Source organism: Marinobacter sp. L-80, from assembly GCF_056859395.1.
Map to the genome: position 1 here is coordinate 42,370 of NZ_JBSXOI010000045.1, position 17,572 is coordinate 59,941.

A 17,572-nucleotide genomic window follows, 5' to 3' on the forward strand; every position below is an offset into this window, starting at 1 on the left:
ACCCGCATGCCGGGTGGTGTGGGAGGGGTGGAGCCTCATGGCTCCCCCCTATCCCGATTGCCTGGCGTTCCGCCAGCCGGGGCGCAAGCGCCCTTTCGTGTGCACTAAGGCCGGTTGGCTACGCCACGGCTGTCGCCGTGAAAAAAAACACTAAATACACCTTGCAAGGTGTCTCTGTTTTGCTATAATTCTCTACAGGTTAGGCAGAAAAACAGGCAGGACAGAACATGAGCGTTATCATCTACTCCCGAGTTGGCGAAAACAACGGCACCCGCCGGATCTGGATGGAAGGCTTCCATCTCCGTCACGGTGGCATTGAGCCGGGCGTCACTCTGCACATCCGCAAGCACGAAAAGAGCAACGTGTTCCAGTTGCACCCGAAGCCGGGTAGCGACTCCCTCGGCACCGTGCGCGTTTCCCGCCGTACCCTGAAGGACGGCCGCACCAAGCCGCTGATCGAAATCAAAGACCCGACCGTTCTCGACGCCCTCCCGGGCCAGATGAAGCTACGCATCGGCGTCTTCAAGGGCAAGATCACCATCCGGGCGCACGTTGACGAAGAGCGCATCAAGGCCCGCGAGAAGGACTTTCTCGAAACCCTGATGAAGGGCGAGCCCCTGCAGCTGGGCTCCCTGTTCCACGGCGGCGGGATGCTCGACTACGCCCTTCACAGTGGCCTTGAGCGCGTCGGCATCTCCAGCTATACCAAGCTGGCGGTTGAGTGGGATCCGCGCTACATCGGAAGCAGCTACGCCAACAATCCCCAGTTTTTCCGGGAAGATTCCATCATCATCAACGGCCCGATTCAGGACTCTGTGCTTCCTGCAGACCTGAGCCTGCACATTCTGACCGGCGGCGTCCCCTGCGTCGGCGCTTCCAAGAGTGGGATTTCCAAGAATGGCCTTACCCACCCGGAAGAACACGATCAGGCCGGCTCGATGTTCTATTACTTCCTCCGGTACATCGAAGCGATGAATCCGGCAGTTATCACGCTTGAGAACGTGGTCGAGTACGCTTCCAGCGCCAGCATGGCTATTATCCGGTCTGTGCTGAACCAGTGGGGCTACACCCTGCGTGAGACCGTCCTGAACGGCAACCAGTTGGGCGCGTTCGAGAATCGCGATCGTCTGGCTATGATCGCAACATCGAAGGGTCTGGATGCTATGAACCTGTTCCCGGAAGTTCGCAGCGTTGCGAAGAAGCCGGACACGCTGGCTGACATTGTGGAGCAGTTCAGCGCTGAGGACGAAATCTGGAAAGACTACGATTACCTCCGCGTTAAGGCTGACCGCGACAAGGCCGCTGGCAAAGGTTTTGCCATGCAGGAGCTTGACCTCACAGCTCAGAAGGTTGGCACTATCGGCCGGGGTTACGCGAAAGTCCGCAGCACCGAGCCGCGTATCAAGCACCCAACTGACGAGAAGCTGACTCGCCTGCTCACCCTGACCGAGCACTGCGCGGTTAAAGGTGCCCCGGCATCTATCATCGCGGGCAACTCCAACACTGTCGGCCATGAGATCCTTGGTCAGGGCGTGATCATCCCAGCTTTCGAAGCGGTCTTTGTTGAGCTTGGCATTGAGATGCTGACCCAGATCGGCCTGACCGTTGGCACCATGGCCGCCAACGATGAATGGTTCGACAGCGACATCCTGTACCTGACTGCCGAGCAGCAGGAAATGCCGCAGGCAGCCGCGATTGATCTGGACCGGTACCCGCACATTGTTCACTTCGCCGATGACAGCATTGCACTGATCGGAGGCCATCGCCCGGCACTGGCCCAAGCCGCCTGACTCCCGTCACAGGGAATACCTGGGATTCCCTGTGACACCCCGAATGCCTGCCAACCTTTGCCCGCTTTGCGGGCTTTTTTTTGTGTCTGGCGTCCCGCCAGCCCGGGCGCGGGGCGCCCTTTTGTGTGCACTGAGGCCGGTTGGCTACGCCACGGCTGCGCCGCGGAGAAATGAACCAATATACACCTTGCATGGTGTGCGCCCTCTGGTAAAATGGTTTACAGGTTAGGTAATCACAGCGCAGGAGAATCCCATGAGAGATGTCACCGAAACTCTTCACTCGATCGGTTACAAAGGCCCCTCACCTGTCTTGGTGAAAGATGGCTATGTTGTTTCGCCAGTGCGTCAGTTCTGGCCGAGCTTTTACCAGCAAGTACGAACCGACTACCTGATGGAGAACATCGAGCCAGGACGTTTTGTTCGGTACAACGATATCTCGCTCAGAAGTTCCGGTTCTGCCGAAGTACTGAGTGTTGACGGCAAGTTCGCAAAGGTTCGCTGGCTGCAGTCCGGCATCAAATCAACTGAACACATCCCCAGTCTGGAACTGCTCGAGTCACAGGAGAACGCGGCATGAGTTCCTTGAAGCTTCGGCTGCAGGAAGAAGGCATCGAATCCACCATGCTGGACGATCTGGTTCACGATGCGGCATCCCGGCGAGCCAGCGCCATCAACAACGATGGCATGAGCTCTCAACTTGAATATCTGGAGCAGTGCGGCGTTTCCGACCAGGAAATTGCAGACGAACTTGGAGTCAGTCTGTGATCACTGATTTAGTCCATATATAGACTTTAGGGCTTTATTTGTCTATACTTGGACTAAATAGGGATTTGAACCGGAGTTTCGCCATGAATACCGCCAGCGCACAGAAAAGCTTCAGCAACAAGGAACTCAGTGTTGCCGGCCTGAAGGCCGCGTTCAACATCCTCGATAAATGGGGATGCAGTGCTGAGCAGGCTCAAGCCATCTTGCGCTTGAAGCGGGCGACGTACTTCAAGCTGAAAGGCGATCCGGACAGCGCCAACCTTGATGCCGACCAGCTCGCCCGGATCAGTATGCTGCTGAACATTCACCAGGCACTGCGGATCGTGTTTGAGAACCCAGAGAACCAGTACGGATTTATGAAGATGAAGAACCACAACCCGTACTTCTCTGGCCGCAGCCCAATGGAAGTTATTGAGGGCGGTGAGTTCACCAAGCTCTACGAAACATTCAAGCGCGTTGATGCGCTACGCGGAGGACTGGTTTAGATGGGCGCTTCCCTACCCACAAAAATGCTAGAGCGAGTGAAAGGCTACCGCCTTATCAACTCGAAGCTGCCGACCATCCATCTATTTGAGGATGTTTCGAGCCTTGAGGATTTCGAGACTCTGTATGCCCTCCAGGAGCTGACCAACCCTCGCCTTAACAACGAGGTTGGGAGTCTCGATTACCTCTCTCTGGATGAAGTGCCGTGGGAGATCCAGGGAACCAGTTATGCCGCGGCACCGTTTACTCACGTTGCACCGGACGGAAGCCGATTCAGCAATGGCGATTATGGTGTTTTCTACATTGCTGACACCAAGGAAACTGCTCTGTCTGAGGTTTCTTATCACTGGGGCCGCTACGTTGCCGGGGTTGAAGACCTGAAGTTCGATCGAATCGTTCTGCGCACTCTGGCAGTTCAGTTCTCCGGTGAGCTGGCGGACGCCACAGCTCTGGAGCTGTCAGATCCGATCTATGACAAGGAAGACTATGCTGACGCCCAGGCACTCGGCGCAAAGCTTCGGAAAAACGATTCCGAAGGGATCCAGTACTGGTCTGTTCGCAATCCCGGTGCCACTTGCTGGGGCCTGTTTACCCCGCGTCGTGTAGAAAGCGTGGTTCAGGCCGGTCATTATGAGCTGATCATCTCTAACCGGCAGATCGTGGACACTGCCGAGCTGGTCTAACGCCGGCACAACGTTCAACGGCCGGGCGGACTCCTGCCGCCTACCTACCTTCCGCCCGGCCACCCTATCCCACTCGCCTGCTTAGCGGTTTTTTTTGTGCCTGGCGTTCCGCCAGCCGGGGCCTTCGGCCCTTTGTTGTGCACTGAGGCCGGTTGGCTACGCCACGGCTGCGCCGCGGGAAATTAACCCTATATACACCTTGCGAGGTGTACGTTGTCTGGTAAAATGGAGTTCGGTTAGGCAAACAGGCAAGAGGCAGGAAACATGAACATCGCATCCGTACCCGAGGCGCTTCTTGAAGAAGCATATCTTCTGAGCGATCAGTTTGACGAGATTTATTCCGAAGCCTACTCCAGCGCTCGCCATGCTGGTCTGGACGATGGCAACGCTCGCCAGTGGGCAAACGGCAAGGCACGCGCAGCTTTCCCGGATATCGGAGAGGCGGAAGCTCTCATTCGTCAGGAGCAGGATTATCAGGCTCTGGCGAACAAGCTGGCTTATGACGCGACCAACCCGGACTTTGACCCGGTGTTCGACAACGATATTCCCTACTGAGGAGGAGTGATGATATGAAATACGCAGCAGGTAATATCGAGCTGGCTACTGCGGCGATGTGTGTCTGGGAGACTCTGAACATCCCGGACCACATTAATGGCCCATACGGCGAATACCTCGAGGGCGCCCTGAACGATCAGGGCGTTTCGGAGACCCGGGAGCGGGCTGCAAACCTTGCGATTGAGATCAACCATCTCTATGGCCGGGTCGAGGAGTTCTATGATGAGCCTTTCGACATGGAGTTTGTTCCTGGGATCATCGACGCCCTGTTCCAGTTGTTCGGCCACTTCGGCGTGGCCAGCTACGACCGCCTTCTCTCCGAGGGCCATTTTCTGGCGGCATGGGCTCTACTCAGCAGCGTGGATGTGGACATAGACCAGCTGAAAGCTCCGGGCACCCGGTTCAGCGCGATCCGGCACAGTCAGGGCTTCAGCCTGTCATTCGAGCCTTCCGGCGCAGAGCCCTTCAGCTTTGGTTGCTTCCGCACCATGAGGGAAGCCCGGCTTGCTGTACGCACCTTCGAGACCTTGGCGGGCAATAGCCCAGACGCCCAAGCTGCCTGATCGGATCACTCCCCAGCGCCCGCAATAGCGGGTGCTCGACTCTTCCTCGCCAGTTGTTGGGCGCAGTGCGCCCTTTCGGTGTGCACTTAAATCCGGATTTTCCTGATGCCCCTTTTTAAAGCCGACTATTCGGCATGGGCCTTCGGCCCATTTGTGTGCACTGAGGCCGGTTGGCTACGCCACGGCTGGCGCCGTAAATCGCTCACGCTATACACCTTGCATGGTGTCTGAGGTCTGGTAAAATGGTTACCAGGTTAGGACATCAATGGCAGGAGTAATCATACGATGAGCATTAAGAATCTTCCCGATCTGGACCAGCGGGTTATCAAGTCTCTCAAAGAACATCTGAGCACCGGCTATGAAAAGTCGAACGAGGCGGTACAAGCCGTTATCGACGCCATTCAGCTAGGCAAAATTCGTCTTACACGTCAGGCAGACATTCATGGTGGCTTCGAAGAGCTGGCGGGTGATTGTTTCAATCCTGCTGCAAACCCGAGCGTCCCCCCAGAGCAGCTTAAGCGCGAAGCCGAAAATTTCCGCCGCAAAATCCGACGTACCGGTGTTTGGGCGATGATTTCCGAGTACTGGACCGGCCGTGAATGGAAAAGGTTCGACAACATTACGGACAACATCATTGGTGGCTTCGTTGGCCATGACTTCTTTGGTTCAGGTTATGAGCTTCAGGTTATGGAAGCAGCTCTTGATGCCTACAACCAACAGGATCTCGATGCAGACGGCTTCGTGATCGACCCCTATCGCAAAGCAGCCTGAGAGGAGATCAGATTATGCACGCACTTTATACCGGCCAACTGATCGGCCTTGCTCAGGACCAGGAAATTGAAGGCGCTAACGAGTTGATCCGATTGATCAGCCAGGCCCAGAGCAAGTTGGCGGATTTGGTGGCAGAGCATTTCGATGTTCGCCACGGCACCACCAACTTTGACTTGGGAGAGATGTGCTCGAGCTTTGGCCCGAAGGAAAAGGGCCAAGAGTGCCCGCCCCACATTGGAGAGCTGGACGAAGGCTCAGATTGGGTCAATATGCCGGAGGATGAGGAGCCGCTTATCCCGATGGTTGTGATCTACAAGCCCAAGAATGGTGAGGTCATGCCCATCCCCGAAGCTTTCCGGTGTTGTGCCAGGGACAGCGACCAAGCTGAGCAGTTTTCCTCTTACTACAGTGATGAACCGATCGAAGTGCTCTGGGTTGTCGAGACAGGCAACGTGGCCGTGGCCTTTGATTCCTACTGGCGGGCCGCAGAACCGCGCCCAGAAATCGCCGGTAGGAAACCATCAGCGCCCACGGTGAACGACATTCAGGAATACCCTGTTGTCATTCAGGACCAGGAGCGGGGTTACCAACCCACCAGAGGGATGATTTCTGTCCTTCCCCATGGCTTAGCAGTGCGCATGGAAGGCCATACGGATAACGCATCCGAGGACGATATGGGCGAATTGTTCACCTTGATCCAGCACAAAGGCGAACTTCAATTGGCTGTATTCGCCGATGTAAATCAGGAAGAGCCAACGCATACGATTTCGCTAGCAGCTGCCCGTAATCTGAATCGCGAAATTCTTCGCCAACTGTAACCATGCGCCCGGGGTTTCCCGGGCTGCAAAATTAAAGGACAAGTCTATGAACCGCCCTACCCACAAAATTTCGACCACCATGATTTTCGAAGCGCTGGAAATGCTGGCCGACCAGAACGAGCTTGAGGATCGAGATCCGGCACTACAGACGGTGAAAACGCCGGTCTGGGCCGCGAAAATCCGCGACGCCGTGAATGAGGCCCTGACTACCGACCGCGAACCTTCCGTGACCGTGACGCCGGAGCTGGCGGACTACGCGAATGAATCCCTCAGTGATGCAGCTGCTTCAGCTCAGGAAGGTGGAAGGTTTTTGCCGACAGCTTGGCACAACCTGATATCTGGCGCCTACTCGCAGTATCTGAAAGACGCTGGAGAGGATGAAGCTAATACCGACTTCAGCGCGGAGACCCTGGCCACCATGAGCACGCACGAACTCGACTCCAGCAAAGTCATCTCATTCCTGAGATTTCAGCAGGATCGTGATTTTGAGCACGTTTCCACTCTGCCAGCGGAATACGAGCATCTGGTGGAAGGCATCAACGTCACGGACTACTGTGTCACTTACCCTGGCCCGAGCCTTCTCGGGTATGACCCCAACACTGGTGAAGCGTGGTTCCAGGACTACAAAGAGGAGTTCCGGGGACCGCTGGAAGAGATTGAGCGGAAATTCTACTTGTGGGCGATCGTAGAGGGCGATCTGGCTGCCTAAAAGCGCCCTACTTCCTTCCTGCTTGCCCGCGAATGCGGGCTTTTTTTGTGCCTGGCGTTCCGCCAGCCCAGGGCCTACGGCCCTTCTTGTGTGCACTGAGGCCGGTTGGCTACGCCACGGCTGGCGCCGTGAGACTTAAAACTATCTACACCTTGCAAGGTGTACGCTGTCTGGTAAAATGGTTCTCAGGTTAGGCAAACAACTTCAGGCAGGAGAAATATTCATGAGTACCGACACTTACATTCCAAAAGAGAACACCTATCCCAACGGTGCAATCACTATCTGCCGGTTTTCAGAACAGGAAGCTGGTTACGTTAAGTTCGCCCCAATGGGCGGTGGTCCGGTTTATCGCATGCCGGAGGCGAAATTCGAAGAAACCTTCCGGAAGGTAAGCCAGAACGAAATCAACAACGTTCAGTACCGCGCCGCTTATTTCAACATCGACGGGGCCTACGACGATCCGATTCCCGGTTACACCACCGGCCGTTTGTGGAATGGCTTTGCCATGCCGGTGTTCGAAGAGAAAGGCGCCTTGATGCTGGCGGAGCAAGGCCCGGACATGACATTCGACAAGGAGCGGGACACCTTCGTCGTTGATATGGGCGAAGACGTTGATGATGAGTGCCGATTCGAGGAATACAAAGGCTTCGACATCACCTTCGAAGGTGAATTGAAGCATGTATACGCGATCGGTGACGGTTGGGTCTGGGACGAGATTCCGCCTGAGGAAATTCAGTAAAACCCACGGGCGGGCCGAAAGGCCTGCCCTTACCCACGAGGACCCAGCGATGAATTCCAAGCAGGCCCGTTACCTGGCGCGAAATCCCAGAGCAATGATGCAGTACAAGGCCACTGGCCGACTGCCCCAGACTTTTCGACCCAGAAGCCCGTTGATTGATCTACTGGAGACAATGAGCCCGCGGGAGCGCGTTGAGCTTCGAGGTATTCGCCTGTCGCCGGCCCTTGGGTATCAGACCGGTCAAACCTTTGCGAATGCCGAACAACTCTACCGGTTCGTCAAACCGCATGCAGAGATGATCGAGAGTGAGCCCTTCCCGGCGGAAAGCATGAGAATCAAGCGTTTTGCCAAGCGCCTCACGATAGAGGACCTCAAAGAACATCAGATCAATAGCGGGCACGGAAAATAAAACAATCATGTGTTTCTGGCTAACAGTTTCCGCGATGTACTTAAATTGATAAAATAAACGCACACTCTGGACAAGCTAAAGGCATACAGATGAACACCCAGTCGCCCTGTAAAAAACAGTGCAAGCTCAATGAGAACCGCGAATGCGTCTCATGTGGTCGAGATATCGACAGCATCGCGAACTGGAGCCGCATGTCCGATGAGGAAAAGGATCGGGCCAATACAGCCGCAAGTGTCCGGCTTGCCACGAACCAGACAGCCAGAAATGAGGGACACTGCCATGAGACCCGCTGAAGAAGAGCATGAGTTGGTGGTTGCTGCAGCAAATGCAACCGAAGAGGAGCGAATGAAGTTGACGCTTTATCGCTCTGATAATGAGGACTTTGCGCTGTTCCGCCGGTCAGCCATGCGCCAGTGTGGCGAGCTCACGGTTGCCCTGGCACTTGGGAACAAGATCCCCTGCGAAACCCTGAAGTACTTCGAGGATTGGGTCTCGGATCGCGCTGGCGGGCTTGGTGACCATTTTCGAACATTCGTCCGCTCCGTTGAGCGGGCCACAGGAAAAACAACTGGCCTTCGTTGGCCCGAAGCTTTGGAGGCTTGAATGACGCAGTATCTGGAATTGAACCGGCGAATTGTCGAGAAAGGCGTCTGGGTCGAGAACGAGCGCACCGGCAAGCGCTGCAAGACCGTGATTAACGCGACAATGACCTACGACGTAGGCGCCGGTGAATGCCCACTGGACACCACTCGGAAAAGTTATTGGAAGCAGGCCATTGCCGAGTTTATTGGCTATCTCAGGGGTTACAACAGTGCGGCTCAGTTTCGGGCGCTTGGTTGTCGGACATGGGATGCCAACGCCAACGCTAACGAAAGCTGGCTGAACAACCCTGCCCGAAAGGGTGAGGATGACATGGGCAGAGTCTATGGAGTTCAGGCTCGGGATTGGCGCACGCCGGAAGGCAATTCCATTGATCAACTACGCAAGGTTGTAAATGACCTATCGAATGGCATTGATGACCGCGGCGAGATCATTACGTTCTACAACCCTGGTGAATTCCATCTTGGCTGTTTGCGTCCGTGCATGCATACGCACCAGTTCTCCCTGCTGGGTGATCAATTGTTCCTGACGTCATATCAGAGGTCGATGGACGTCCCCCTTGGCGGCAACTTCAATCAGATGCAAGTCTTTTTCCTGCTGGCCATCATGGCACAGATCACCGGAACTAAGCCGGCGGTGGCCGCCCACCACATTGTTAATGCGCACATTTACGAAGATCAGTACGAGCTGATGAGGGACGTTCAGTTGAAGCGTGAGCCCTTCTCGGCACCGCAGTTCGAGATCAACCCGGACATCAAAACTCTGGAAGATCTGGAGACCTGGGTAACGACCGATGACTTCAAAGTTATTGGGTATCAGCACCATGAGCCGATCGCATACCCATTTTCTGTATAGCCTGATTGGCTGGAGGCATTGCCATGAAAGAGCTTCGCGAAAAATTTGAACAGGTCTTCCCGCTTCCGGAAGGCATGGCGTGGAGTGAGGCCGATCAGCGATATGTCATCGAATCTGATGACGATTTCTGGTGGGACCGCGACAGTGATGGGCCTCAGATTTCAGATCAGTACATCGGCCGATGGGAAGGCTGGCTAGCCTGCAACAGTCAGAAATCGGCTGAGCAAGCCGAGCGGGAATCCTTCCAGGACCGTGTAGCGCCTTGGATGCAGGAGTGCTTTGGTCCCGAGATCTCAGCGGATATGGTCGAGCGTTGCGATCGCTATCTCGAGGAGTCGCTTGAGCTGGTGCAGTCGGTTGGCTACACCCGGGAGCGGGCGGACATGCTGTCCAACTATGTGTTCTCTCGACCGCTCGGCGAGCCGACTCAAGAAGTAGGCGGCGTCAGAGTGACTCTGGCAGCCCTTTGCCTGGCCGCCGGCATCGACCAAGACGAATGTGCGGACGCAGAACTTGCACGCATCTGGACCAAAATTCCGCAGATTCGGGAAAAGCAGCGAACCAAACCAAAGGCATCGCCTCTGTCTCAAGCTATGCCAGAGAGTTAAATCACCGTTTCGGCCGGGCGGACTCCTGCCGCCTACCTACCTTCCGCCCGGCCACCCTACTTTGATCAGCCCGCCATGCGGGCTTTTTTGTGCCTGGCGTTCCGCCAGCCCGGGGCGCAAGCGCCCTTTTATGTGCACTGAGGCCAGTGGCGTAGCGCCGGCTGTCGCCGGGGAATTTGCCAGCAATACACCTTCAGCGGTGTATTAATAGTGGTACAATGGTTTCCAGGTTAGGACATCAACGCAGGAGAGATCATCATGACAATCAGCTCGAACGGCCCGCGCTTCAACGCATCCACCCTTTTCACTTTGGTCTTTTTCGATCGTTCCAGGGATTCAGACGCTGAAGCGGCCATGAACGGGCCTTACCTCTTCCAGACCCGGGCGGAAGCGCTGGAGTCGCTCTGGAATTATGTGTCTGGGCGGATCCCCGCCTGTTGTGCCGATCCGTTCTTTGACGAAGCAGAGTCGCTGGGCCTAGAGGTTGAGGACGAGACCGGTGACATCACCCCCATTCTGGAGTCCGCAAACGCTGAACAGCGTGAGGCCATCATCGACTGGTATTTCGAGTACTCCGATGACGATGAAACCGAGGCCTTCTACGAGATCACGGAGCACACCCCCAGCGCCCCTGAATCCGAGGAGCCTCTTGAGAACTACTCGGTGTTCGGCTTCTACGAAGAAACCGGCCAGAGCTTTCTGGACCACGTACAGGCGAGCAACGAGTATGACGCCATGCGAGTTTCTGCCGAATCTCGACCCGATGCCACCTACCTGTGCGCCATGGCAGGCCTGTTGCGCGAGAGCGCCGGTGTTGCCTTTGCGGGTGAAGGTGTCGTGGACGCCCAGACCATCCTTGAGCAATCCGACGTGTTCTGCTGAGGAGGCACGGATGAGTCAAATCACCATTATTCGCAACCATGCTCGAGTCGGGAACTGGAAGGCGCGTATCCCCAAGAGTGCGATTGCCCGGGAAACCACCATCCAGGGCGTGAAGGTGATCGCTACCCACAGGGATTACTTTATCAACCCCAACCGGGACAACGAGCTGTGCTACCAGCAGATGATTTCAAACGATGCTGAGTCCTTCGTGGATCTCTACGCCGAGGTTCGCCCTGGTGTATTCGCCGGCGGCATGGTAGCAAGTAACACTAACGAGCAGTGGCAACGCGAGCGGCTGGCCAAGATGGTTGGCCGTATGAGTGAGGAAGCTGCTATTGAATACGTGAGAGGGGCCATCGAAGTGTCTCCCCACGCCACGAGCATTCAGGAGGCCTGAGTGGAAGAGTTTCTCGAAAATCTCAAACAGAAAGTAGCGAAATATGGCCATCAGATCATTGCGATGGGCGGTGGTAAGGAATCGGATGGCCCTCCGTTCCATTACACCGTGGGGCTGGCCAAACACATTGGCTTCGAAATTTTGGTCGAATCGCTCCCTCCGAATCTTGGCTCTGCGTTGCTGAACGATCTGGCCAAGATTGCCAAACTGCAGGGATCACTTCCCGCCGGAATCTATACGGGCCTTGTTCAGGATCAGTACCCAGTTGCGCTGATTGAGGCCGACCCGGCGATTACCGATGAGAAAATTCGGAGGTCTTATGCCTGCTTCCCGGAGATGGATCACATACCGGTACTGCAGCTGCTGCTCTCTGATGCTGAAAGGCATCTGCCATGGGAAGTCGGTTACAGCATGGCGGGGCAACGTTTGCTGCTGACAGCTCCTGACAGCCCAGAGGCTCAAAAGACGCTTTCCGAGCTTCACACCTACGACATTGAGGCGATTGTCCGGGGCCCGGGTCCGGATCAGCCTATTCATTGAGGTGATTCGAATAGACAGCCCCGCTTCGACGGGGGTTTTTGTGCCTGGCGTTCCGCCAGCCCGGGGCGCGGTGCGCCCTTTGATGTGCACTGAGGCCGGTTGGCTACGCCACGGCTGCGCCGTGAAATGCGACCTTTATCAGTACACCTTGCTAGGTGTTTATGCTATGGTGGTGTCAGGTTAGGCAAGCAGAAAAATGGAAGGCATCACTATGGCTGAGCAAGAACGATGATCCTATTCAATGCCCACACCCGCCGGGTACCAGAAACACCCGAGCACACAGAGCGCTCACTACTTTCCAGAAGGTGAAGTGGTCTCTATTTGCGGCCGCGAACATCGGACCAACAGCGGTCATGTCGATGCGGAACCAGGTACATTCCCGTGCGGGCATTGCAAGCGGAAGGTCGACAAACTGGCGGGTGAGCACTCGGGAGGCCAGCATGCCAAAGGTTAAATCTGAGAAGATCGAACTTATTGAAGCTGGCGGGCCTCAGGAACACACAGTCACCTACACCGTCAATAATGACGGTCTGTTCTTTGCTCAGGTCCCGGATGAGCTTGGCCCCGTTCTGAGGGCTCTTCTGCGTGGTGATGACGACGCCAACGGCCACGAAGTGCTGAGGCGCGAACGGGCCTGGGGTGACATCGAAATTAATCGGCCCTGGGTGCACCTGCGGGTTGAAGGTACTCAGCTTCGTGGCATAGAAGATCTCATTGCCAAAGCTGTTGCCGGCTACAACAAGCCCGAAGTAACCAAAGAGCTGGTGATCATCTATGCCTATAGCGGGGAGGCCTCAGTCTGGCGCACGCCTACCGGTGAATTCGTCCCCAATGGTGCATCTGCTCGCGAAGCTGCAAAGCGCGACGGTATCGATTCACCCACCGAGCGATACGGAAATTGGGTTGAGACTGGGGGTGTCAATGCCACTCACCCAGCCCATGGCGGCTATTCGGTGCGCTTTGGTGCCAGAGGCTGCATGAAGATCACAACCCGGCGCGGGCCTCACGTCACTCACAAATACCGCTGGCACGGCCCGGAAATGGATCTCGACAAAGAGCACCCGCTCTCCAGGTTGAACGAATTCTTCTCTTTCAGCATGCCGGACCCGGGCAGTTTTGAAGGAAGAAAACTGAATTTTCGTAGGTACGAGAGGAAGGTTTCCAGCCTTCCTCGATTCACGCCCAAACACCTCCCCTGCTGTTTCTTTCGGATATTTCCCCCGGAAGATTTACTATCAATACACCTTGCAAGGTGTACGCGCTCTGGTATAATTGGTCACAGGTTAGGCAAATAGACATAGCAGGAGACTGACACCATGAATGCCAAAGTAAAAACCCCCGTAACCTTCCAGGATGCCAGCGTTGATATCTGGCAGAGCAAGTACCAGCTGAAGACCAAAGACGGTGAAGCCGTTGATCAGAGCATCGAGGACTCCTACACCCGCGTTGCCCGTGCGCTGGCGGACGTAGAGGCTCCAGAGAAGCGTGAGGCCGTGTTCCAGGAATTCCTGTGGGCCCTGCGCCATGGCGCCATCCCGGCCGGTCGTATCATGTCCAACGCCGGTGCCGAGGCCTTCAAGCCGGAGACATCCACCATCAACTGCACCGTATCGGGCACCATCGAAGACTCCATGGACGACATCCTCAACAAGGTCCATGAGGCGGGGCTGACACTGAAAGCCGGGTGTGGTATTGGCTACGAGTTCTCAACCTTGCGCCCAAAAGGCGCCTACGTGGCCGGTGCCGGCGCAACCACGTCCGGACCCCTGTCCTTCATGGATATCTTCGATCGCATGTGTTTCACCGTCTCCAGTGCTGGCGGTCGCCGCGGCGCCCAGATGGCAACCTTCGACATCAACCACCCGGATATCTTCGATTTCATCCACGCCAAGCGCGAAGATGGCCGCCTGCGCCAGTTCAACTTGTCGCTGTTGATCACTGAATCCTTCATGGAAGCGGTCAAGAACGACGATGAGTGGCCCCTGTCCTTCCCGGTCACACAGAAAGAAGTGGATAGCGAAAACCTCGATCTGACTGATACCGAGAACTTCCTGTGGCGCGAGTTCCCGACCCATCAGGGCTATGTGGTCAACGACGAGGGCCTGGTGGCCTGCCGAATCTTCCGCAAGGTACCGGCAAAGCACATCTGGGACACCATCATGACCAGCACATACGATTATGCTGAGCCGGGTTTCATCCTGATCGATAAGGTCAACGAGATGAACAACAACTGGTTCTGCGAAGACATTCGCGCTACCAACCCCTGCGGCGAGCAGCCGCTGCCACCGTACGGCTCCTGCCTGCTGGGCAGTGTGAATCTGACCATGTTCGTGAAGAAGCCCTTCACTGATGAAGCGTCGTTCGACTATGACAGCTACCAGAAGGTTGTGCGAATCTTTACCCGCATGCTGGATAACGTGGTCGAGATCAATGGCTTGCCCCTGGGCCCCCAGCGGGACGAGATTCTCGGTAAGCGCCGCCACGGCATGGGTATCCTTGGTCTGGGCTCAGCGTTGTCCATGCTAGGCATGAAGTACGGACCTGAGGGCTCCCTCGAGTTCACCGAGAACGTCACCCAGACTTTGGCGGTGACCGGTTGGGAAGCCGGCCTCGAGCTGGCTAAAGAAAAAGGCCCTGCCCCGGTCCTCGCCAAAGAGTACACGGTCACCGGTGAAATGCTGCGCAAGCGGTCGGAGATGGCCCGCGACGGGTACCAGATCGGTGATACCGTCAAAGGCAGCGTGCTCCACGCCAAATACAGCCGCTACATGCAAAAGATTGCTGAGGTCGATCCTGACCTGGTGTCCAAGCTGGCGGAAGTCGGCTCACGGTTCACGCATCACAGCTCTATTGCACCGACTGGCACCATCAGCCTGTCTCTGGCCAATAACGCCTCCAACGGCATCGAGCCTTCCTTCGCCCTGCACTATGCACGGAACATCATCAAGCCGGGCCGCAAGACCAAGGAAAAGGTCGATGTGTTCAGCTATGAGCTGCTGCGTTACCGCCACGAAGTGAACCCTGGCGCCATGCCCTACTCTGAGGATCCGGACAAGGCGGTTCCTGAGTGCTTCAGCACCACTGAGGACGTTACCCCGGAGCAGCACGTTATGGTCCAGGCTGCCGCCCAGAAGTGGGTAGACAGCTCCATCTCCAAGACAGCGAACGTCCCAACCGACTTCGATTATCAAGAGTTCAAGGACATCTACATGATTGCCTATGAGCAGGGCCTGAAGGGCTGCACCACCTTCCGGTTCAATCCTGAAGCCTTCCAGGGCGTGTTGGTACGGGAAGATGACCTCAAGAACACCCTGTACGAGTTCACCCTCGAAGATGGCTCCAAGGTCACCCTGCGCGGTGATGAGCACGTCGAGTATGACGGTGAGATCCACAATGCCGCCAACCTGTTTGATGCCTTGAAGGAAGGCACCTACTCCAAGATGTGAAACCCAGACTGGGGGTGAGTCCCACCCCCACTTTTCCGTATAATACACCTTGCATGGTGTCTTTATTCTGGTAAAATGGTTTACAGGTTAGGCAAACACAGTGCAGGAGACATCCAATGAGTGCAGCAGCAAAGATCGATAAGCCCATTGTCGGCTACCGGGTTAAAGGTAAGGCCGAGGACGAGGCGCAGAACGCAGCCCCGGTTGAGCAAGCCGCTCCCGAGGTGATGCAAATGAACGAGACGCTTGAGCGTCCAGAGATTCTGATGGGTACCACGTACAAGCTGAAGCCGCCCGTGGCTGAGCATGCGATGTATATAACCATCAACGACATGATCCTCAACGAAGGTACTGCCAACGAGCAGCGTCGCCCGTATGAGGTCTTTATTAACTCCAAGGCGATGGAACACTACCAGTGGATCACAGCCCTGACACGTCTGCTGTCAGCGTGCTTCCGCAAAGGTGGTGATATCAAGTTCCTGACCGAGGAGTTGCGCTCCGTGTACGATCCCAATGGCGGTTACTTCAAGAAAGGCGGTGTATTCATGCCTTCCCTGGTAGCCGATCTGGGTGCGGTCATTGAGAAGCACCTGAAAGCCATTGGAATGATCGAGGACGAGGAGATGAGCGAGCACACCCGCAAGATCCTCAATGAGAAGCGCATTGCGTTCGAGGCCCAGCAAAAAACGGAGACTGCGGCCTCAAACTATCCCGCCCACGCGACCACCTGCACCAAGTGTCACACTAAGGCTGTGATCAAAATGGACGGTTGCGACACCTGTCTTCAGTGTGGGGCAGCTCGTTGTGGCTGAGCCCACTTATAGCCACCCCCCTCCCCGCTCCGGCGGGGACTCTTCATACAGAGCAGATAGGGCTACTTTCATGAGCACAGTTTCAACCGATCCGACCGAAATCATCAGGCGCCTGGTTAAAGGCGGTCGCTGTCAGTTCGATTCACTGAATCCGTGCTTCGACAATCGTCCCCACGACACTCCGGGACAGCACGCAGATGGAAGCGAGGCCTGCGCCTACTGCACGGCCAAAGCCTATCTCGCCACCAACCCGGGTCGGGATAAAGGTATGTCCCAGGAGGATGCCGAAGCGAGCATTCGCAAAGGACTCCAGTGGTTCAAGGACCGGGACATGGAATTGGAGCTGCCGGCTGAGTTTCTGGACATTGCCGTGGGCGACATGGTGAGTGTCGATGTCTCAACCTGTGACGAAGATGCCGACCACCGGGTTTTCGGTACCATTATCGAATGGCAGACCCCGGGCCCGGATGGTGGCCGGGTCTGGCTGTGCGAACTGGATCAATTTAACTACGACCCAAAGGGATGAGCAAATTGCCTATTAACTTGGATGAATACGATAATGCCCGCAAAGAATTCATTCACGCTACGGAAAAGCGCTCACTCCATCAGCGTTTCGTGGGCTTAAAGATCATACTTCCACTCTTTGCGGTGGCGCTAGCAGTTATCTTCCTGGCTGTTCTCTTTGTCAGCGGTAAAGCATCGTTTAATGTGGGTAAGGCAGCGTTGTTCTTCGCGATTGGTTCAACATTATCAGCGGCCGGCATCTTATTGATCGGGTGGCGCGACATTGAATTTCCCAAGATTCGGGATGAACTGGTCATCTGTAAAAACCTTGTGATGGTTGCTGATCGGTTTATTTCTCACTACGACAGCAAGCTTGAAAACCAAAAGCCTTGGCTGGATCGAAGACGTGAAGTCCTGGATACACGAAAAAAGGCCTTAAGACGAAAGAAAGCGCTGAGGAATACTGAGTTTGTCACTCGCCATACGGGTCGAATCGGGTCTGCAATATCTGTCTCCGGGATATTTGTCATGGCTTTTGCCAATGCTGAATCCTCCACCCCTCTCCAAGTGATGCTTGGCTGTCCACTCTGAACGAGCGAACCAAATCTCAACGCCCGCCTCGAGCGGTTTTTTTTGTGCCTGG

Annotated in this window: 24 protein-coding genes; all 24 read left to right on the forward strand. The window is 55.7% G+C overall.

What is annotated here, in order from left to right; translation table 11 throughout:
• Positions 1–227: 227 nt before the first annotated feature.
• Positions 228–1,790: a DNA cytosine methyltransferase gene (locus tag AC13E3_RS03935; protein WP_136631104.1), complete on the forward strand. Its 1,563-nt coding sequence runs from the start codon at positions 228–230 to the stop codon at positions 1,788–1,790.
• Positions 1,791–2,043: 253 nt separating this feature from the next.
• A complete protein-coding gene (locus AC13E3_RS03940) occupies positions 2,044–2,367 on the forward strand; it encodes a hypothetical protein (protein ID WP_136631105.1) in 324 nt (107 codons plus the stop codon).
• Positions 2,364–2,555 carry a hypothetical protein gene (locus tag AC13E3_RS03945; RefSeq protein WP_136631106.1) on the forward strand — a complete coding sequence of 64 codons (192 nt, stop codon included), beginning with the start codon at positions 2,364–2,366 and terminating at the stop codon, positions 2,553–2,555. Before AC13E3_RS03940 ends, AC13E3_RS03945 begins: the two co-directional genes overlap by 4 nt.
• 83 nt (positions 2,556–2,638) lie before the next feature.
• Complete coding sequence (locus AC13E3_RS03950; RefSeq protein WP_136631107.1) at positions 2,639–3,040, forward strand: MbcA/ParS/Xre antitoxin family protein; 402 nt, start codon at positions 2,639–2,641, stop codon at positions 3,038–3,040.
• The gene (locus tag AC13E3_RS03955; protein ID WP_136631108.1) at positions 3,041–3,721 is read left to right on the forward strand and encodes an RES family NAD+ phosphorylase; all 681 of its coding nucleotides are present in this window, start codon (positions 3,041–3,043) and stop codon (positions 3,719–3,721) included.
• A 264-nt stretch (positions 3,722–3,985) separates the two neighbouring features.
• Positions 3,986–4,276: a hypothetical protein gene (locus tag AC13E3_RS03960; protein WP_136631109.1), complete on the forward strand. Its 291-nt coding sequence runs from the start codon at positions 3,986–3,988 to the stop codon at positions 4,274–4,276.
• A gap of 14 nt (positions 4,277–4,290) precedes the next feature.
• On the forward strand, positions 4,291–4,839 hold the full coding sequence (locus AC13E3_RS03965) for a hypothetical protein (RefSeq protein WP_136632298.1): 549 nt from the start codon (positions 4,291–4,293) through the stop codon (positions 4,837–4,839).
• A gap of 285 nt (positions 4,840–5,124) precedes the next feature.
• Positions 5,125–5,610, forward strand: a complete 486-nt coding sequence (locus tag AC13E3_RS03970; RefSeq protein WP_136631111.1) for a hypothetical protein — start codon at positions 5,125–5,127, stop codon at positions 5,608–5,610.
• A gap of 14 nt (positions 5,611–5,624) precedes the next feature.
• The gene (locus tag AC13E3_RS03975; RefSeq protein ID WP_482901742.1) at positions 5,625–6,428 is read left to right on the forward strand and encodes a hypothetical protein; all 804 of its coding nucleotides are present in this window, start codon (positions 5,625–5,627) and stop codon (positions 6,426–6,428) included.
• A gap of 46 nt (positions 6,429–6,474) precedes the next feature.
• The gene (locus AC13E3_RS03980; protein ID WP_136631113.1) at positions 6,475–7,137 is read left to right on the forward strand and encodes a hypothetical protein; all 663 of its coding nucleotides are present in this window, start codon (positions 6,475–6,477) and stop codon (positions 7,135–7,137) included.
• A gap of 223 nt (positions 7,138–7,360) precedes the next feature.
• Complete coding sequence (locus AC13E3_RS03985; protein WP_136631114.1) at positions 7,361–7,876, forward strand: hypothetical protein; 516 nt, start codon at positions 7,361–7,363, stop codon at positions 7,874–7,876.
• Positions 7,877–7,925: 49 nt separating this feature from the next.
• Positions 7,926–8,285 (forward strand): hypothetical protein, encoded by a 360-nt coding sequence (locus tag AC13E3_RS03990; RefSeq protein ID WP_136631115.1) that lies wholly within the window; start codon positions 7,926–7,928, stop codon positions 8,283–8,285.
• Positions 8,286–8,374: 89 nt separating this feature from the next.
• Positions 8,375–8,578 (forward strand): DUF1289 domain-containing protein, encoded by a 204-nt coding sequence (locus AC13E3_RS03995; RefSeq protein ID WP_153637334.1) that lies wholly within the window; start codon positions 8,375–8,377, stop codon positions 8,576–8,578.
• Entirely contained in the window at positions 8,565–8,888 is a 324-nt protein-coding gene (locus tag AC13E3_RS04000) for a hypothetical protein (RefSeq protein ID WP_136631117.1), read from the forward strand. The genes AC13E3_RS03995 and AC13E3_RS04000 overlap by 14 nt, the downstream gene beginning before the upstream one ends.
• On the forward strand, positions 8,889–9,740 hold the full coding sequence (locus AC13E3_RS04005) for a thymidylate synthase (RefSeq protein WP_153637333.1): 852 nt from the start codon (positions 8,889–8,891) through the stop codon (positions 9,738–9,740).
• A gap of 23 nt (positions 9,741–9,763) precedes the next feature.
• Complete coding sequence (locus tag AC13E3_RS04010) at positions 9,764–10,348, forward strand: hypothetical protein (RefSeq protein ID WP_227549499.1); 585 nt, start codon at positions 9,764–9,766, stop codon at positions 10,346–10,348.
• Positions 10,349–10,606: 258 nt separating this feature from the next.
• Positions 10,607–11,230 (forward strand): hypothetical protein, encoded by a 624-nt coding sequence (locus AC13E3_RS04015; RefSeq protein ID WP_136631118.1) that lies wholly within the window; start codon positions 10,607–10,609, stop codon positions 11,228–11,230.
• A 10-nt stretch (positions 11,231–11,240) separates the two neighbouring features.
• The gene (locus tag AC13E3_RS04020) at positions 11,241–11,627 is read left to right on the forward strand and encodes a hypothetical protein (protein WP_136631119.1); all 387 of its coding nucleotides are present in this window, start codon (positions 11,241–11,243) and stop codon (positions 11,625–11,627) included.
• Positions 11,628–12,167: a DUF4262 domain-containing protein gene (locus AC13E3_RS04025; RefSeq protein ID WP_136631120.1), complete on the forward strand. Its 540-nt coding sequence runs from the start codon at positions 11,628–11,630 to the stop codon at positions 12,165–12,167.
• A 440-nt stretch (positions 12,168–12,607) separates the two neighbouring features.
• Positions 12,608–13,462 (forward strand): hypothetical protein, encoded by an 855-nt coding sequence (locus AC13E3_RS04030; protein WP_136631121.1) that lies wholly within the window; start codon positions 12,608–12,610, stop codon positions 13,460–13,462.
• A gap of 21 nt (positions 13,463–13,483) precedes the next feature.
• Positions 13,484–15,613 carry an adenosylcobalamin-dependent ribonucleoside-diphosphate reductase gene (locus AC13E3_RS04035; protein ID WP_153637331.1) on the forward strand — a complete coding sequence of 710 codons (2,130 nt, stop codon included), beginning with the start codon at positions 13,484–13,486 and terminating at the stop codon, positions 15,611–15,613.
• A gap of 116 nt (positions 15,614–15,729) precedes the next feature.
• Positions 15,730–16,425, forward strand: coding sequence for a TSCPD domain-containing protein (locus AC13E3_RS04040; RefSeq protein WP_136631122.1), 696 nt, complete (start codon positions 15,730–15,732; stop codon positions 16,423–16,425).
• 70 nt (positions 16,426–16,495) lie between these two features.
• Entirely contained in the window at positions 16,496–16,951 is a 456-nt protein-coding gene (locus tag AC13E3_RS04045) for a hypothetical protein (protein ID WP_136631123.1), read from the forward strand.
• Positions 16,952–16,956: 5 nt separating this feature from the next.
• Positions 16,957–17,520 carry a hypothetical protein gene (locus AC13E3_RS04050; RefSeq protein ID WP_136631124.1) on the forward strand — a complete coding sequence of 188 codons (564 nt, stop codon included), beginning with the start codon at positions 16,957–16,959 and terminating at the stop codon, positions 17,518–17,520.
• Positions 17,521–17,572: the final 52 nt, after the last annotated feature.

Bases quoted from the DNA above. Each gene is read 5' to 3' on its own strand.
- AC13E3_RS03935 (WP_136631104.1), top strand. From the start codon at position 228: ATGAGCGTTATCATCTACTCCCGAGTTGGCGAAAACAACGGCACCCGC.
- AC13E3_RS03940 (WP_136631105.1), top strand. From the start codon at position 2,044: ATGAGAGATGTCACCGAAACTCTTCACTCGATCGGTTACAAAGGCCCC.
- AC13E3_RS03945 (WP_136631106.1), top strand. From the start codon at position 2,364: ATGAGTTCCTTGAAGCTTCGGCTGCAGGAAGAAGGCATCGAATCCACC.
- AC13E3_RS03950 (WP_136631107.1), top strand. From the start codon at position 2,639: ATGAATACCGCCAGCGCACAGAAAAGCTTCAGCAACAAGGAACTCAGT.
- AC13E3_RS03955 (WP_136631108.1), top strand. From the start codon at position 3,041: ATGGGCGCTTCCCTACCCACAAAAATGCTAGAGCGAGTGAAAGGCTAC.
- AC13E3_RS03960 (WP_136631109.1), top strand. From the start codon at position 3,986: ATGAACATCGCATCCGTACCCGAGGCGCTTCTTGAAGAAGCATATCTT.
- AC13E3_RS03965 (WP_136632298.1), top strand. From the start codon at position 4,291: ATGAAATACGCAGCAGGTAATATCGAGCTGGCTACTGCGGCGATGTGT.
- AC13E3_RS03970 (WP_136631111.1), top strand. From the start codon at position 5,125: ATGAGCATTAAGAATCTTCCCGATCTGGACCAGCGGGTTATCAAGTCT.
- AC13E3_RS03975 (WP_482901742.1), top strand. From the start codon at position 5,625: ATGCACGCACTTTATACCGGCCAACTGATCGGCCTTGCTCAGGACCAG.
- AC13E3_RS03980 (WP_136631113.1), top strand. From the start codon at position 6,475: ATGAACCGCCCTACCCACAAAATTTCGACCACCATGATTTTCGAAGCG.
- AC13E3_RS03985 (WP_136631114.1), top strand. From the start codon at position 7,361: ATGAGTACCGACACTTACATTCCAAAAGAGAACACCTATCCCAACGGT.
- AC13E3_RS03990 (WP_136631115.1), top strand. From the start codon at position 7,926: ATGAATTCCAAGCAGGCCCGTTACCTGGCGCGAAATCCCAGAGCAATG.
- AC13E3_RS03995 (WP_153637334.1), top strand. From the start codon at position 8,375: ATGAACACCCAGTCGCCCTGTAAAAAACAGTGCAAGCTCAATGAGAAC.
- AC13E3_RS04000 (WP_136631117.1), top strand. From the start codon at position 8,565: ATGAGACCCGCTGAAGAAGAGCATGAGTTGGTGGTTGCTGCAGCAAAT.
- AC13E3_RS04005 (WP_153637333.1), top strand. From the start codon at position 8,889: ATGACGCAGTATCTGGAATTGAACCGGCGAATTGTCGAGAAAGGCGTC.
- AC13E3_RS04010 (WP_227549499.1), top strand. From the start codon at position 9,764: ATGAAAGAGCTTCGCGAAAAATTTGAACAGGTCTTCCCGCTTCCGGAA.
- AC13E3_RS04015 (WP_136631118.1), top strand. From the start codon at position 10,607: ATGACAATCAGCTCGAACGGCCCGCGCTTCAACGCATCCACCCTTTTC.
- AC13E3_RS04020 (WP_136631119.1), top strand. From the start codon at position 11,241: ATGAGTCAAATCACCATTATTCGCAACCATGCTCGAGTCGGGAACTGG.
- AC13E3_RS04030 (WP_136631121.1), top strand. From the start codon at position 12,608: ATGCCAAAGGTTAAATCTGAGAAGATCGAACTTATTGAAGCTGGCGGG.
- AC13E3_RS04035 (WP_153637331.1), top strand. From the start codon at position 13,484: ATGAATGCCAAAGTAAAAACCCCCGTAACCTTCCAGGATGCCAGCGTT.
- AC13E3_RS04040 (WP_136631122.1), top strand. From the start codon at position 15,730: ATGAGTGCAGCAGCAAAGATCGATAAGCCCATTGTCGGCTACCGGGTT.
- AC13E3_RS04045 (WP_136631123.1), top strand. From the start codon at position 16,496: ATGAGCACAGTTTCAACCGATCCGACCGAAATCATCAGGCGCCTGGTT.